The 13376-nt window shown below is 66.1% G+C and carries 20 protein-coding genes and 2 pseudogenes; 3 read left to right on the forward strand and 19 right to left on the reverse strand.

Annotated features, from left to right (window positions below; genetic code table 11):
- Positions 1-200: 200 nt before the first annotated feature.
- The 8 genes and pseudogenes from ACZ7J0_RS02950 to ACZ7J0_RS02985 form a co-directional block, all read right to left on the reverse strand.
- Complete coding sequence (locus ACZ7J0_RS02950) at positions 201-1808, reverse strand: AMP-binding protein (protein ID WP_470883367.1); 1608 nt, start codon at positions 1806-1808, stop codon at positions 201-203.
- Positions 1805-2155 (reverse strand): annotated as a pseudogene (locus tag ACZ7J0_RS02955) (AMP-binding enzyme); the annotation flags it as partial. The pseudogene ACZ7J0_RS02955 and the gene ACZ7J0_RS02950, both read right to left, overlap by 4 nt.
- Positions 2156-2287: 132 nt before the next feature.
- Positions 2288-4207: pseudogene (locus ACZ7J0_RS02960) on the reverse strand (recombinase family protein); the annotation flags it as partial.
- A gap of 8 nt (positions 4208-4215) precedes the next feature.
- Positions 4216-4398 (reverse strand): hypothetical protein, encoded by a 183-nt coding sequence (locus tag ACZ7J0_RS02965; protein WP_470883368.1) that lies wholly within the window; start codon positions 4396-4398, stop codon positions 4216-4218.
- Positions 4399-4429: 31 nt separating this feature from the next.
- On the reverse strand, positions 4430-4987 hold the full coding sequence (locus ACZ7J0_RS02970) for a hypothetical protein (protein ID WP_470883370.1): 558 nt from the start codon (positions 4985-4987) through the stop codon (positions 4430-4432).
- Positions 4914-5216 (reverse strand): helix-turn-helix domain-containing protein, encoded by a 303-nt coding sequence (locus tag ACZ7J0_RS02975; protein WP_470883372.1) that lies wholly within the window; start codon positions 5214-5216, stop codon positions 4914-4916. Before ACZ7J0_RS02975 ends, ACZ7J0_RS02970 begins: the two co-directional genes overlap by 74 nt.
- Positions 5217-5599: 383 nt before the next feature.
- Entirely contained in the window at positions 5600-5836 is a 237-nt protein-coding gene (locus ACZ7J0_RS02980; protein WP_470883373.1) for a hypothetical protein, read from the reverse strand.
- On the reverse strand, positions 5833-6714 hold the full coding sequence (locus ACZ7J0_RS02985) for a hypothetical protein (protein WP_470883375.1): 882 nt from the start codon (positions 6712-6714) through the stop codon (positions 5833-5835). The genes ACZ7J0_RS02980 and ACZ7J0_RS02985 overlap by 4 nt, the downstream gene beginning before the upstream one ends.
- A 472-nt stretch (positions 6715-7186) precedes the next feature.
- Between ACZ7J0_RS02985 and ACZ7J0_RS02990 the strand changes: the two genes are divergently transcribed.
- The 3 genes from ACZ7J0_RS02990 to ACZ7J0_RS03000 all read left to right on the forward strand — a co-directional run bounded on the left by ACZ7J0_RS02990 (position 7187) and on the right by ACZ7J0_RS03000 (position 8539).
- Positions 7187-7918 (forward strand): GntR family transcriptional regulator, encoded by a 732-nt coding sequence (locus ACZ7J0_RS02990; protein ID WP_470883376.1) that lies wholly within the window; start codon positions 7187-7189, stop codon positions 7916-7918.
- 157 nt (positions 7919-8075) lie between these two features.
- Positions 8076-8300 carry a hypothetical protein gene (locus ACZ7J0_RS02995; protein ID WP_470883378.1) on the forward strand — a complete coding sequence of 75 codons (225 nt, stop codon included), beginning with the start codon at positions 8076-8078 and terminating at the stop codon, positions 8298-8300.
- The gene (locus ACZ7J0_RS03000) at positions 8297-8539 is read left to right on the forward strand and encodes a DUF7848 domain-containing protein (RefSeq protein WP_470883380.1); all 243 of its coding nucleotides are present in this window, start codon (positions 8297-8299) and stop codon (positions 8537-8539) included. The genes ACZ7J0_RS02995 and ACZ7J0_RS03000 overlap by 4 nt, the downstream gene beginning before the upstream one ends.
- A 661-nt stretch (positions 8540-9200) precedes the next feature.
- On the opposite strand, the gene ACZ7J0_RS03005 is transcribed toward ACZ7J0_RS03000, so the two are convergent.
- The 11 genes from ACZ7J0_RS03005 to ACZ7J0_RS03055 all read right to left on the reverse strand — a co-directional run bounded on the left by ACZ7J0_RS03005 (position 9201) and on the right by ACZ7J0_RS03055 (position 13363).
- Positions 9201-9545, reverse strand: a complete 345-nt coding sequence (locus ACZ7J0_RS03005; RefSeq protein ID WP_470883382.1) for a hypothetical protein — start codon at positions 9543-9545, stop codon at positions 9201-9203.
- A 176-nt stretch (positions 9546-9721) separates the two neighbouring features.
- The gene (locus ACZ7J0_RS03010; protein ID WP_470883383.1) at positions 9722-9961 is read right to left on the reverse strand and encodes a hypothetical protein; all 240 of its coding nucleotides are present in this window, start codon (positions 9959-9961) and stop codon (positions 9722-9724) included.
- A gap of 2 nt (positions 9962-9963) precedes the next feature.
- On the reverse strand, positions 9964-10422 hold the full coding sequence (locus ACZ7J0_RS03015; RefSeq protein ID WP_470883385.1) for a hypothetical protein: 459 nt from the start codon (positions 10420-10422) through the stop codon (positions 9964-9966).
- A gap of 116 nt (positions 10423-10538) precedes the next feature.
- A complete protein-coding gene (locus tag ACZ7J0_RS03020) occupies positions 10539-10763 on the reverse strand; it encodes a hypothetical protein (protein ID WP_470883386.1) in 225 nt (74 codons plus the stop codon).
- A 113-nt stretch (positions 10764-10876) separates the two neighbouring features.
- Positions 10877-11080 (reverse strand): hypothetical protein, encoded by a 204-nt coding sequence (locus ACZ7J0_RS03025; RefSeq protein ID WP_470883388.1) that lies wholly within the window; start codon positions 11078-11080, stop codon positions 10877-10879.
- A 2-nt stretch (positions 11081-11082) separates the two neighbouring features.
- Complete coding sequence (locus ACZ7J0_RS03030; protein WP_470883390.1) at positions 11083-11247, reverse strand: hypothetical protein; 165 nt, start codon at positions 11245-11247, stop codon at positions 11083-11085.
- Positions 11235-11555 carry a hypothetical protein gene (locus ACZ7J0_RS03035; protein ID WP_470883392.1) on the reverse strand — a complete coding sequence of 107 codons (321 nt, stop codon included), beginning with the start codon at positions 11553-11555 and terminating at the stop codon, positions 11235-11237. Before ACZ7J0_RS03035 ends, ACZ7J0_RS03030 begins: the two co-directional genes overlap by 13 nt.
- A 114-nt stretch (positions 11556-11669) precedes the next feature.
- The gene (locus ACZ7J0_RS03040) at positions 11670-11867 is read right to left on the reverse strand and encodes a hypothetical protein (protein WP_470883393.1); all 198 of its coding nucleotides are present in this window, start codon (positions 11865-11867) and stop codon (positions 11670-11672) included.
- A 2-nt stretch (positions 11868-11869) separates the two neighbouring features.
- Positions 11870-12403 (reverse strand): hypothetical protein, encoded by a 534-nt coding sequence (locus ACZ7J0_RS03045; RefSeq protein WP_470883395.1) that lies wholly within the window; start codon positions 12401-12403, stop codon positions 11870-11872.
- Positions 12404-12520: 117 nt separating this feature from the next.
- Positions 12521-12823, reverse strand: coding sequence for a hypothetical protein (locus ACZ7J0_RS03050; RefSeq protein ID WP_470883396.1), 303 nt, complete (start codon positions 12821-12823; stop codon positions 12521-12523).
- A gap of 105 nt (positions 12824-12928) precedes the next feature.
- Positions 12929-13363, reverse strand: coding sequence for a hypothetical protein (locus ACZ7J0_RS03055; protein ID WP_470883398.1), 435 nt, complete (start codon positions 13361-13363; stop codon positions 12929-12931).
- Positions 13364-13376: the final 13 nt, after the last annotated feature.

The following is a 13376-nucleotide window of genomic DNA, read 5'->3' on the forward strand; positions in this document are numbered from 1 at the left end:
TCCCCGGACGCGCCGCGGACGTCGCGGGCGGCTCCAACTCGCCACAGGGGGAGCGGTTTTCGGCCGTTCCGCAGCACCGCCCGCCGTGCCCGCGGCACGCACCGCGCACGCACGGGCCTGACGGCGCCCCTCGCATTCAAAGCCGAGGGCCCTGCGGACGTGAACCGCGTCCGCAGGTCCCTCGGCGGGCAGACCCCCGGTCACCCCTCCCCGTACCGCTGCCTCAGCTCCACCTTCCTGACCTTGCCGCTCACCGTCATCGGGAAGCCGTCCATGATCTCCAGCCTGCGCGGGATCTTGTAGTGCGCGAGCTGCTCACGGCAGTACGCGGCGATCTCCTCCAGGGTCGGCGCGTCGCCCGGATCGCGGGGGATCACACAGGCCAGGATCTCCTCGCCGTACCGCTCGTCGGGCACGCCGACCACCTGGACGTCGGCGATCTTCGGGTGGCCGTAGAGGAACTCCTCGATCTCCCGGGGATAGACGTTCTCACCACCCCTGATGATCATGTCCTTGATGCGGCCGACGATCTGGACGTAGCCGTCCTCACGGATCAGGGCCAGGTCGCCGGTATGCATCCAGCGGCCCGCGTCGATCACCTCGGCGGTCTTCTCCGGCTCGCCCCAGTAGCCGAGCATCACGCTGTAGCCGCGGGTGCACAGCTCCCCCGGCTCGCCGCGGGGCACGGTGACCCCGCTGACCGGGTCGACGACCTTCACCTCCACGTGCGGCAGCGCCCGCCCGACCGTGCCCGTGCGCCGCTCCAGATCGTCGTCGCGCCGGGTCTGGGTGGACACCGGGGAGGTCTCCGTCATGCCGTAGCAGATCGACACCTCCGCCATGTTCATCTCGGCGACGACCCGCTTCATCACCTCCACCGGGCACGGAGAGCCCGCCATGATCCCGGTGCGCAGCGAGGAGAGGTCGTACGAGGCGAAGTCGGCGAGGTTCAGTTCGGCGATGAACATGGTCGGGACGCCGTAGAGCGACGTGCACCGCTCCTCGGCCACCGCGCGCAGGGTCGCCGCCGGATCGAAGGACGGTGCCGGAATCACGATGCACGCGCCGTGCGAGGTGGCGGCGAGATTCCCCATGACCATGCCGAAGCAGTGGTAGAAGGGAACGGGAAGGCAGATCCTGTCCTGCTCGCTGTAGCCGATCATCTCGCCCACGAAGTATCCGTTGTTGAGGATGTTGTGGTGGGAGAGGGTGGCGCCCTTGGGGAAGCCGGTCGTCCCCGAGGTGTACTGGATGTTGATCGGGTCGTCGCAGGACAACTCCGCCTGGCGCGCCGCTAGTTGAGCGGGAGTGACACGCTGGGCGGCGTCCAGGAGCAGGTCCCAGGAGCCGTCCTCGATGTAGTGGACGGCCCTCAGCCCGGGGCAGTTGGGGCGCACCCGGTCGACCAGGGCGCGGTAGTCGCTGGTCTTGTGGAACTGCGAGGCGATGAGGACCGAGACCCCGGCCTGGTTGAGGACGTACTCCAGCTCATGGGCCCGGTACGCCGGGTTGATGTTCACCATGACGGCGCCGATCCGGGCGGTCGCGTACTGGATGAGCACCCACTCCGCGCAGTTCACCGCCCAGATGCCGACCCGGTCCCCCTTCTCGACCCCGGAGCCGAGCAGCCCGCACGCCAACTGGTCGACGGCGAGCCCGAATTCGGCGTACGTCCAGCGGCCGCCCGACCCGAGGTCGACCAGCGCCTCCCGGTCGGGGTGGGCGGCGATCGCCCGGTCGAGGTTGCGGCCGATCGTGTCACCGAGCAGCGGGGTCGTCCCCGTGCCGTGCGTGTAGGACAGGTTCATCGCAGATCCCCCTCGTCGTACTCCGCTCCCGACCCGGCCGCCGTACGCTCGCGCAGCTCGATCCTGCGGATCTTGCCCGAGACCGTCTTGGGCAGCTCGGCGAACTCGATCCGGCGGATCCGCTTGTACGGGGCGAGCACCGCCCGTGAGTGCGCGAACAGCACCTTCGCCGTGTCCGGTCCCGGCTCCCAGCCCTCCGCGAGAACCACATAGGCCTTCGGAACGGCGAGCCGCAGCGGGTCCGGCGCCGGGACCACCGCCGCCTCCGCCACCGCCTCGTGCTCGAGCAGCGCGCTCTCCAACTCGAACGGCGAGATCTTGTAGTCCGACGCCTTGAAGACGTCGTCATGCGCAGGTGACTGATCTTCGCTAACGAACAGGCGTGGGTCGATGCGGCCCTCAATCCTCAGTGACGGAAGCTCGATCTCGTCGCGCACCGGGACGCCAGGAACGTTGGCAAGAGCTTCCATCAGCTCCTCCCAGAGCCCCGACTTGACCCACCGAGCCCAGACGCTGGCGACGTTGCCGTACGGCACCTCGCCCCAGGCGCAACCCGAGCGAGCTTTGATCAGCATCGCATCGAGAAGCGCTCGGGGGTCCGCCGGCTTGCGCCCAGGCCGGGCAGAGAGGATGGGCTCTACTCGCGCCCACGCTTCATCCGTCAGCTCTGGCACCACTCGTTCCCGCTGACGGAACCAGGCGCTCAACTGGTCGTCCCTTCGAACCTTCCGGGAGACCTCGCCAAGGATGGTGACGCGCAAGTCCAGTAGATCCATCACGTCCTCCTTCTGGCGGTCGTTCATGGAATGGAGCCGGGTCCGCGCCGTCTCTGCGAGGCGGCGAAGATCTTCCGCCCTGTTGATAGTGCTGTCGGCTTCTCGCTGCCATGCATTGGCCTCATCCTTCAGCTTCTCCAGATTGGAGAGATTCGCTTCCAGATCGCGGGTCGCCCGCTCGATCGCCTCTTGCGTGGCGCGCCGGTCAAGCCCCTTCCGCTTCGACCTCCGAGCAACCGCCTCCGTGGTGGCGTCGATCGTGGCTTCCTGCTCCTCGATCAGCTCGTCCAGTTCGCGGACGCGGGCGGCGTAGTCGACCCCATTACCCTTCGCCATATCGCGCCAGTCGTCTGCCATCCTCTGCAAACGCTCCGGGTCCTCAAGCAGCCGGCACACCTCCGACCAGACTCGGTTCTCCAGAGCCTCGGCGTCCACCTGCGTGCAGGCGCACTTCGTTTCGCCGAACTTCGGGCTCTTCCCCGTGCATCGATAGACGCGCGCCTGGGCCCTACCAGTGTTGCTGGCCCCTGTGCACGGCTTTCCGCATGGGCTGATGACGTGCTTGCTCAGCGGGTGAACTGTCTCCTCATCCTTGCGTCGCCCGCGGCGAGATGTCCGGGCCAGAGCGGCATTCAGCACCTTCAATTGCTGTGGGGTGAAGACGGAGGGAAGCTTGATGATCACCGTCTCTCCGAAGACAGGGTTACCGTTCGCGTCGAGCCTGACCTTCTGTCCCTTGGGGTTACGGAACACGCGAACGGATTCCTGGACGGCCTGGCTTGTCAGTACGTGCCGCAGAGACGCCCTCGGCCAGTAATCCAGCGTGGGTCCGGGGATGCGCTCCGCATTGAACATGTCTTCGACTTCCGCGGGGTCCATGCCCTCCTCGGTGATGAGCCGGAACGCCCGGTGAAGCATGGGGTATCCCTCGTAACCGTTGCCCGTGTCGAGAACAAGCCGGCTCTCGCCCTTGATGCCCTTGTTCTCGATGCGATAGCCGTACGGAGCGACGCCTCCGGGGTGCCCGCCATCGGCAGCCTTTTCTTGAACGCCGCCTTGCGTGCGGTCCCGGATGGTGACCAGCTCGTCTTCCGCACGGTCCTGCGCCTTACGCATTCGCGACCGGCCTTCGTCGGTCGTGTTGTCGTAGTCGCCCCTGACGACAGCGGTGAAGATGCCGAGCTCTTCGAGCCTCCATACCCAGGGCCAGAACGCTCTTCCGGCGCGCCCGATGGCGCGGTCCTCGTATACAGCCACAACATCAAATGGCCTCGGCGTCTGGTGTGCCAAGGCCATCAGTTCTCGAAGGTCCGGACGCCGAGTGTGGTCCAGGCTTCCGGGGTACCCCTCGTCGGCGAACACGTCGACGAGAGCCCAGCCCTTGCTCGTGACGTGCTTCACCACGCGCTTGCCGGTGTACGAGATGCCGTACCCCTTCCGCTGCTCCTCGGTGGAGATACGGAGGTAGCCGACGGCGCGCAGCTGGCCAGGCTCGGCAACCTCCAGCACGGCGTTGATCGCGAGGAGAAGATTCTCCTTCTCGCGCGTGAGAGTCTTGTTCATGTCAGCCCCTTTGCGACTGGCCGGGCCCCGGAGCGTTGCAGCGCTGCCGGGGTCATCCATGCAGCGGATTATGCCGCCTTGTCGCCCGCCTTGGGGGAGAACAGGATCTCCAACAGCCGTTCGTAGGCGCCCTGATCAGGTGTCGCGTCACGCGACCATGTGATGTCGATCTCCGCCTCTGAGGCTCCGGCGAAGTGCTCGCGCAGCCATGCACTGGCGTCGTCTCCGGATATCGATGCTCCGTCCCGCATCGCTCCTCCGTCCCGCCCCGCAAGGGCGAGGTCATCCCGCCGCAGAGCAGCGGTGGATCTCTGCTCCCGGCTCGTGCAGGGGGCAGTGGTGCTCGGTCGCCCGGCCGCAGAAGCGGCAGGCGGGGCGGGCGCGCAGCCCGCAGGTGCAGACAGGGGTGATGCTGCGGGGCAGGCGCTCGACCACTTCGGCCACGTGCTCCGCGGGGCCTTCGCCCCGGTAGAAGTCCCAGGCGTCGCGGGGCTTCCAGAACATCGGGGCGAGCAGGAAGCGGCCCTTGCCCTTGCCGGTCTTCACGTCCCAGGCGAGGTGCTGGCCGACTTCCCGGGCGGCTGTACCGCCCTCTGTGGCCTTGAGGAACTTCTCCTGGCTGTCCAGGATGCCCCGGGACGAGAAAGGCCCCAGGACGACCGTGTGGACCGGTCCTGAGGCCTCGTGCTGTACCTGGCCAACTACAGCCAGGCGATGGGATCTTGCGCGGACGTCATCGAGCGCTTCTATGCAGAGCGCGGCGATCTCATCCCCCGTTCGAGATGAGTTCTCGGGGTCTGTCAGGATCGCCTCCAGCGCGGAGACCTCGCTCTTCCTCACGACGGCGGTACGCCTCCTCACCCTGCCGACGCCACTTGCTGACGGCGGTCTGGGATACGTTCATCCGATCGGCAATTTCCTGGGTGGTCAGACCCTGCTCGACAGCAAGGTAGATCCTGATCTTGTCGCGCTCGTCAGCCTCGATCGCAGCCTCATGCGTCAGCAGCACATCCCCGAGGACTGCTTCTCTTACGTTGTCGGGCAAGTCGATCCTCTTCTTAGGCGGCACTGGGTTCCCCTCGGTTTGGCGCGGTCGGTGGCAGCACGGACAGTGTGGGGCAGAGACGGCGGTTATCGTCGCTGCTGGCGTCAGGTTGCCGAAAAATTAACCGAGCGCGGCCGGTCCGATTCGAACCGCGATGAACACGGTCACCGCAGGTCACCAGCCGTACCACCACCGTCGTGGCCGTCTGGTCCTGCGGTGCTTGCCCCGCCGGCGCCCGGTGAGGCGCCTACGCGGAGTGGCGTAGCAGGTGCCCTTAGTGCGGCCCCCGCTGTCTGCGGTAATCAGTACGTGAACGATGTGGGGGGTGGCCTTTACGACCATGGCGTAGGTGGGGCCGCCCCACCCCTTGCGGGGTGGGAGCAGCACCGCCATGCCGCGGTGGGGGGTCACGGCTTGATTTCGCCCTTCCGTTCCTTGAGGATCTTCTCGCCCTTGGAGTCCTTGGCGGCGATCCCGGATGACGAGCGATCCTTGATCATGTACGCGATGTCGGCCTGGGTCAGGCCGTCCTTGCGGGCCTCGTGGACGCCCACCAGCACGTCTTCAGCAGTCCTCTGGGCTGCCTTGATCAGCCGGTCGAACTTCTGCTCCCAGGCCCGTTTCTTCTGTGGGGAGGCAGTCACGCGGCCTTCTCCTTGGAGAAGGAGAAGCCTGCGACCGACGGCAGCAACTCGGTGGTGGCGTGCCGCAGCACGGAGAGCTGGGTACCGGTGGCGTAGGCGTTCCAGGCCTTCACGATCAGCGCGTAAGCGTGGTCCCGCTTGCCCCTGCCGGTCGGCAGGCCGGCGAGGAATCGCTTGCGCAGCATCAGCCGCGGGTCAATGCCCGACAGGTTCTCACCAGACCTGACGCCAGCTGCCCAGTCGTGGAGCAGATCGCGGTACTCGGTGCGGGCGGCCTGCGCCAGAACGGCGACGTGCGGACCAATCGGAATGCCCGTTTCGATGTTCGCGGCGTGGACTTCCTTGGCGTACCAGGTCAGCTCCGGCCAGGCGTGGAAGGTCTCCACGATCTCGGGCGTGGTGATCCGCGAGAAGCGCGGCATCCCCCAGCGGTCACCGTCGGCCAGGGCCGCCAGGTGCCGGGCACCAGCCCCGAGGCTGGTGGCGTACGGGGCCTGGATCAGGTGCGCCGCGGTGCGCTTGTACCCCTGGTCCACGACCTCAAAGATCTCCCGGGGCTGGTCGGGGAAGACCCACATCCTGAGTTCCACGTTGGCGTTGGCCTGCGCCTTCATGCGGTGCTGGCCAGAGATGATGTAGCCCTCGGTGTCGAAGATGTACCCCTCGGGCGTGGCTTCCGCCCACCGCCCCGCCTCCATGTCCGTCTGGTACCGGCCGGACACGCTCTTAGAGAGCGGGCGGTTGTTGGGGTGGTTGCGGTAGCTCAGCCAGTCGGACGCCATCTCGGGCGTCACGGCCACGACCTGAGGCGTGCTCGGCAGCCTGAACTTGCTCCCCGACGGAGTCAGTTCGGTCGCATAGTCTCGGATGATCTCCACGTCTCTCCCTCTCCTTGGATGGGGGCGGCCATTTGGTTTGGGTTCAGGCTGGCCAGACCCTTACGGCTCCTCCTGGCAGATCTCACTTAGTTGGAGCAAAACTCACCGGAAGCTAGAGGGCTCAGGGCCCGCGCGAGGCGATGGCCGCACCCGTCTGGGCTCGCTGCCCCGAAGGGCAGCAGCGGCGTTCCTCGTAGCGTCTGCCACGCTTCCGTCCGCAGTGGAGGAGTCGAACCTCCGTCTCCGGTCCCGTGACCGGTGTCCTCACCAGCGCCATCCAGCTCATGCCGGGTATTCAGGGCCCCCCGGGCGAGGTGTTGCCAGTGCCCGCCGAGACGGGCCGTTGGACGAACTGCGGATTACGTCCCGTCCCACAAGGGCGGGGGTTCCTGGCGACGGCACTTGACCGTCACGGCAGTGCGGCACCAGCATGACTACTGGACCAGTCCACTAGTCGAGTAAGGGCCTGACCATGGCACTGCCGAAGTACGAACTGATTGCTGCCGATCTCCGCGGGCAGATCGTCCGTGGGGATCTGAAGCCCGGCGATACTGTCCCGCCGGAGCGTGAGCTCACCGAGCGTTGGGGCGTGGCGCGCGCCACCGTCGTCAAGGCGCTGGACGTCCTGCGCCAAGAGGAGTTGATCGAGACCCAGCAGGGGCTGGGGTCCCGCGTCCGCGAGCGGATGCCGCTCGCCCGGACCGCCGGGGAGCGTTACCGGGCGGCCGTGGACACCGGCCACATCTACACGGCCGGCGAGTACGCCGAGATCGTCTCTGCGGAGACGGTTCCGGCGCCGGAGACCGTGGCCACCGCGCTCGACATCGAGCCGGGCAGCCCTGTTGCGCGGCGTCAGCGCGTCACTTTTGAGGGCGAGACCCCCACCGCTACCAGCATGAGTTGGTTTGCCGCGGACGTTGCCGAGGCTGCACCTCGTCTACTGCTGCGCGAGCGGGTACGCGAAGGCACCACCCGCTATGTCGAGATGCAGACCGGTCGGCGCCCGCACAGCGGGCGTGACTGGTGGACGGCGCGCCTTGCGTCCGAGGAGGAGCTGACGCTCCTGCGCCTGGAGGGCCCGCTGGCCGTAAGCGAGGTCCGCCACGTGGCGTATGACGCGCAGGGCAAGCCCCTCGTGTACGAGGTCGGCGTCAACCCGTCGGGACGCTGGACGCGGACTGACGAGTATTCAATGAACGCCTGATCAGAGGTACTTGAGCCCCCACCTTCGGGTGGGGGCTTTCTCGTAGCCCTTGACATGACTAGTCCACCGGTCGACTATGCATGTGACGGACAGCTACAGCTGGTCACGCCAGCGTTGCGCACCGTCCGCCATTCCCTGCCGATGAGAGGCGGCATGCATGACCAAGGCACTTGAGATCGGACAGTACGCCCTTGACACGAGGGATCGCCGTGTGGGTGAGGTGATCGACATCCACGCCGGCGTGGTGAAGCTCCTGTCGCTCGACCATCACAAGGAGTGGGAAGCCCCCGCACTGGTGGTCCAGCGAGCGACCACCGCACAGGAGCTGACTGCCAAGCTCGCCGTACGCAACGCCGGTAGCAGGTACGGGAGGTCGGTGTGATCCGCCGAACCTTCCGGTTCGCCAACTGGCGCTTCCAGGCCCTGAGCACCGCTGACGGGCATCCGCCCACATATTCGGCTGTATGCCGCGAGTGCCTTGAGGCATCTGTGGGGTATCCGGTCTTCACGGACGCCCAGACCTGGACCCAGAAGCACGCCGCTGAGCAGCACGGCAAGGGCCAGAGTCACACGGTCTACCGCATGGTCATCGAATCCTGGGCCGTAGTGCGGCCCGCATAGTCGCCCGTCCCGGTCGGGGTCACCCCTCGTGGTGGCAGCAAGCCCCGCCGGGGCGGGTCTCCCGCCCACTGACAGACTGGCAACCATGTCGAAGAAGAACCTCCCGGTCCGGTGCATCAAGTGCGGCGGGACCGCCGTGATCCTGTCGCAGGCAAAGCACCCGGAGAGCGGCGAACTGCAATGGCGTCTCACGTGCCTGGACTGCCGCGTTGCGTGGCCCCAGGATCAACACGGTGGCGCTCCAGACGAGTACATGTAATCGACGGGAGAACCCCATGTTCGTGAAGGTCCGGAAGCTCGTTCAAAGGCTCGCTCGCATGGGCAACTGCCAGTGCGGGTCAGCTGCCGTCTACATGACCCCAGACGGCAGGCAGCACTGCATGGACTGCGGAGCCTCTTGGTAGCCCGCCCGTGAAGGACTGACGCACAGAAGCCCCCGGTTCTGCCGGGGGCTTCGTCATGCCGGCCACCACGTCTTGCGTATGTCCTCGCGGACTTCCTGACGGGCTCTCTCGCCATCCTCCTGGTCCCGCCCGGCCCGCTTGTCGGCGGGCTTGCTGACGGGCTTCTGTACCCGCTGCTGAGGCATCGCTCCCTCTCCAAGGATTGCCCCGGCCCACCCGCGCAGAGCGAATCATGCGCGGGCAGGGGGAATCTGTGGTCAGGCGCTGGTCAGCTCCTGGACGATGCGCTCCAAGTCGTCCAGCTCGGCCTCGGCATGAAACAGTCGGTACATCTCGTCCCCGTCGTTATCTAGGGCGAGGAGCTCACGCGCAGTGCTGGAGATTTCGTCGATCTCCGCCCCTGCGTCGTCAAGAAGGATCGACCGCGTGTGGTCACAGCAGGCCGAGCCGCAGTCGTACGGCTTCCCGCCCTCCGTCACGTTCGGCATGCCCAGGCGGACGGTCCAGCCGGCGAAGCAGTTGGTCCACTTGCCTTGGTCCCACTGTTCGGGGTTGGCCTTGATGTGCGCCAGCACTCGGTGCATCAATTCGGTGTTGACCATGAGACACGTCCTCTCTTCCGTTCCATGGCTGGTGGCCCGTGCCACCAAGAACCGCACGCTTCGACGCCGGAGAGGTAGCGGAGCGTGCGGCACTTGGCCGCAGGGACAAGGAGAGGCCCCCTGTGGGGGTTTCAGGGGGCCTCTCGGACCCGGCCATCCCCACGGCCGGGAGTCGGTCAGTCGACAGCGGGAGCGATGTACAGCCCCTCATGCGACTCGCTGCCGTCGTCCCAGAGAACGTGCATGGGACGGGGGCACACGGCGGCATGGCAACCGCACTCCTGGCCGGCGATCTCCGGCTGGTAGACGTGCCGCTTGCACAGGCACACGACCACGCGCCCGTGGTACCAGCCGAAGTACGGGTCGTCGTAGACGACGCGCGTGCCGGGCGGGTAGATGGTGATCCGGTCAGCCATTCTCACTCGCCCCCGCCCTGTGTGAGTTCCTCGGCAAGCTTGCCCATGAGTTCTTCCATGTGCCGCAGGGCGTCTTCCGGGGTGTCGGCGACCACGCCGCCGATGAAGTGGAAGACCGCGTGCCCGTCTACGGACGCGGAGTGCAGATACGCGTCATGCCCGGTGACCAGCTCGTACTGATCGTTGAGGTCCACCATGGCCCGCAAGATGTCCTGCTGAGAGAGCTTGGCCCTGCCCTTGTTCTCGGTGATCTCGTACGCCGAGAAGACCTGGCCGGCGTGCTTGCCTGCCACCCATACGACGACCAGTGGGTCGCCCTTGCGGGTCTCGCCCGTCCACATGTGGACCGGCTGGCCGCTGCGGCCCGCGAAGATCATGTCCTCGTGGAACTCGGTGGTGCTGACTTCCTGGTCCCTGCGCCACGCGCATTCTCGGATCACGGGGTTGGTGATGCCGTACATGGTGTGCCCCTCTCCATGGGCAGTACTGCGCCGCCGGGGATCAATCCGGCGGTGTGGTCCCTGTGGAACCAAAAGAGCCCACGTACGAGACGTGGGCTCGATGGCTCAGCAGAGTGTCAGGCCGCGTTGTCGTCGATCCACTCATCGCACCGGGCTTCAAACTCCTCCTGGGTGGGGGCGATGGTCGAGACGTCGCTCTCGTAGTCCCAGACGTTGATGTTTTCTCGCGGGTACTCCTCGTCACCCGAGAAGATGTCGATGTACGCGCCGCCCTCCCAGGCGAACGTCAGGTAGTCGTGCTCTTCGGGGGTGTACGTGAACTTGGCGTCACGGGTAGGCATGATCGATCCTCTCCAAGTCGGTCATGGGATTCTCTCAGGTCAAGCTGATCTGCAAGACCAAGGGAGTGCACCCCGTGGGGGGGGCGGGATGCACTCGGCTTGGGCCGACAGGGTCAGCTGTTCAGCGTGGACGTGCGGCGCTCGGCCCTCTCGGCCACCTGCCGGGCGAACGCGCTGCCCGACTCGATGCCCACGATGCCGGTGAACGTGCCGTCCTTGGGGTCATAGGTGATCTGCACTCCGCGGCCCGCGCGGAGTTCCTGCACCACGTACTGCGTGTACTCGTCCAGGGTGGACGGCTGGTACTGAAATGCCATGCTCACTCACCACCCAGCGTGAGCCAGGAGCTGCCATGGTCCACGTTGAGCACGGGCACGCCCGTGCCGTCGCTCCACACGCACACACTCTGCGTGGAGCCGTCTTCCTCCTGACACTGCGGCAGTTCGCCACAGAGCAGGAAGAGCAGCGCGATCAGGAAGGCCATGACTCAGACCTCCTTGAGAGCGTCATTGCGTGGCGCTCGCCGTGCAAGTACGAGCCGCATCCCGCGCACTGGGAGGTGCTGAAGGTGTTCGTCTCGCAGTCGCACTCGCCCCGCCACTCACGCTCGATGCGGGTCTGGCAGTCTTCCGCGTGCTCCTCGTAGTCCATGCCCATGGCCACGTAGAAACCGTCCCCAATGGCACTCAGGGGCTCTTCGTCGTGACCCTCATGGCATCCGCCGCACTCGCCGTTGGCGTGGTGCAGCATGCAGTCCATGCAGACCCAGATGGTGCCGTAGGTCTCGCTCATGATGATCTCCCTCTCCAAGAGATCGTCAGCTCAATGATCAGTCGAGCCGTGCTCTCATCCGTAAGAGCAAGAGGGCGCACCCCGGAGGATGCGCCCGATGCTGCGGCGGATGGGTCAGAGGACTTCCAGGTGTTCCGGGCGGAACTTGCGCACGCGCCCGGAACGATCCATCTTGACGTGAATGAGCTGCCGCCCTGCCTTCGTGACGGTGCCGTACCGGTCGCCCTGCATCCATGCGTCGGTAGCGGGATGCGTCTGCACGCGGAGTTCCATGCCCGCCGCAAGACGTCGGCGCGTTGTCTCAAGATCCATGCTCAGCACTCCCCGTACGCATCGTCGCGCTGGCACTCGTACCCGAGCCCGTATCCGGCGATAAAGCCGGGCAGGTTGTTGTGGTTCGTGCAGCCTGCCTCACGGCAGTCCTCGCACAGCTCCGGCTTGCTCATGTCGCTGGACACGGTGACGTCCATGCAGTCACGGCATGCGCAGGGGGTGTATCCGCTCATCGCGCGCTCGATGCGCTCAATGGTGTGGCGGGCACCCAGGTACCCCACGGGGTCGCTGAGCTTGTCCAGGGACACGACCGAGACGCTGCCGTACGAGCCGTGCGCAGTAAGGCGGTAGGCCTCGGCCCCCGGGACCGCGATCTCATCCCCGATGGCGGGACGGTGGTCCCGCGTCAGCAAACGCATGGTCATCGTGTCGCCGTTGTCTCGCGTCCACTCTCGGTACGCAATGGCGTGCGTGTACACGAGCTTGCACGGCGTGTCGTCGGAGTACGTAACCTCGTACGCCCGGACGGTAAACGTACCGTCGCCGTTGCTCCAGTACTGCATGGTGTCGTTCATGATCTTTCCCTCTCCTTGGAAGATCACTGACGCTCGGGGATCAACCGAGCGCGGTTCCTGTGGAACCAAGAGGGCCCACGTACGAGACGTGGGCCCGATGGCTCTTGCAGGGACTGCTCAGACCGGCCTCAAGTCGTTCACGTGGTAGTCAGCACCCTTTGGGGGCATGCCCTCGAATGATTCGCTGGCTACCACGTAGCTGTCCAGGTCTTCCTGTTCCACGATGTGGTGAGCCAGCGCAAGACCCCACGCCATTGCCCACGACTGGGCACTCACCACGTACGTGTACGGCGACTCTTGGTCGTGCCTCTCGGACCCCGCCACGGTGACCGTGAAGTCCCGTTCGTCGGCCGTGAAGTCATCGTGGTCAAAGTCGTACAGCGGGGCGTCGAAACGCTCCGGCGTGCAGCTCGCGTCCATGATCCCTCTCCAAGAATCACGTGAACCGTAGTGATCAGCTACGGCGGTTCCTGCGGAACCAAGAGGGTGCCCGTACGAGACGGGCACCCGATGGCTCTTACAGGCTCAGTTGACGGGGATCACGCGGAACGCGGTGCCATTCTCCGCCGTGAGGACGTGCCCCTTGGCAAGGTCGCGGCAGTGGTCCATGAGTTCGCCGTGACGCAGCCCCACCGTGAGCATCGCGTTCCGGAGCGTCTCAGCCGCCTGGAAGGCGGTGGCGTCTCCGCCGACGGTCAGCCACTCTCCTCCGATGGACACCTGACCCACGTACCTCTGGGGCCAGGTGGGGAGTTCGGCTGTGTAGTGCCGAGCCGCGCGAGTCAGTACGGCGGTGCCCCCGCCGGGAACGTCGTCGACGTCTGCCATGTGGAGCAGATCCGCCACAAGGTCTTCCAGGAGAGACCCCGGAAGATCCTTCACGTAGGCCTTGAACACCTCCCGGGCGCGGTCCGCGCGGTCGGGCGTGGTGAGCTCACTCTCGAATGCAATGTCGTCCATGATCCCTCTCCTT

The sequence above is a fragment of the Streptomyces sp. NPDC038280 genome, from assembly GCF_055600045.1.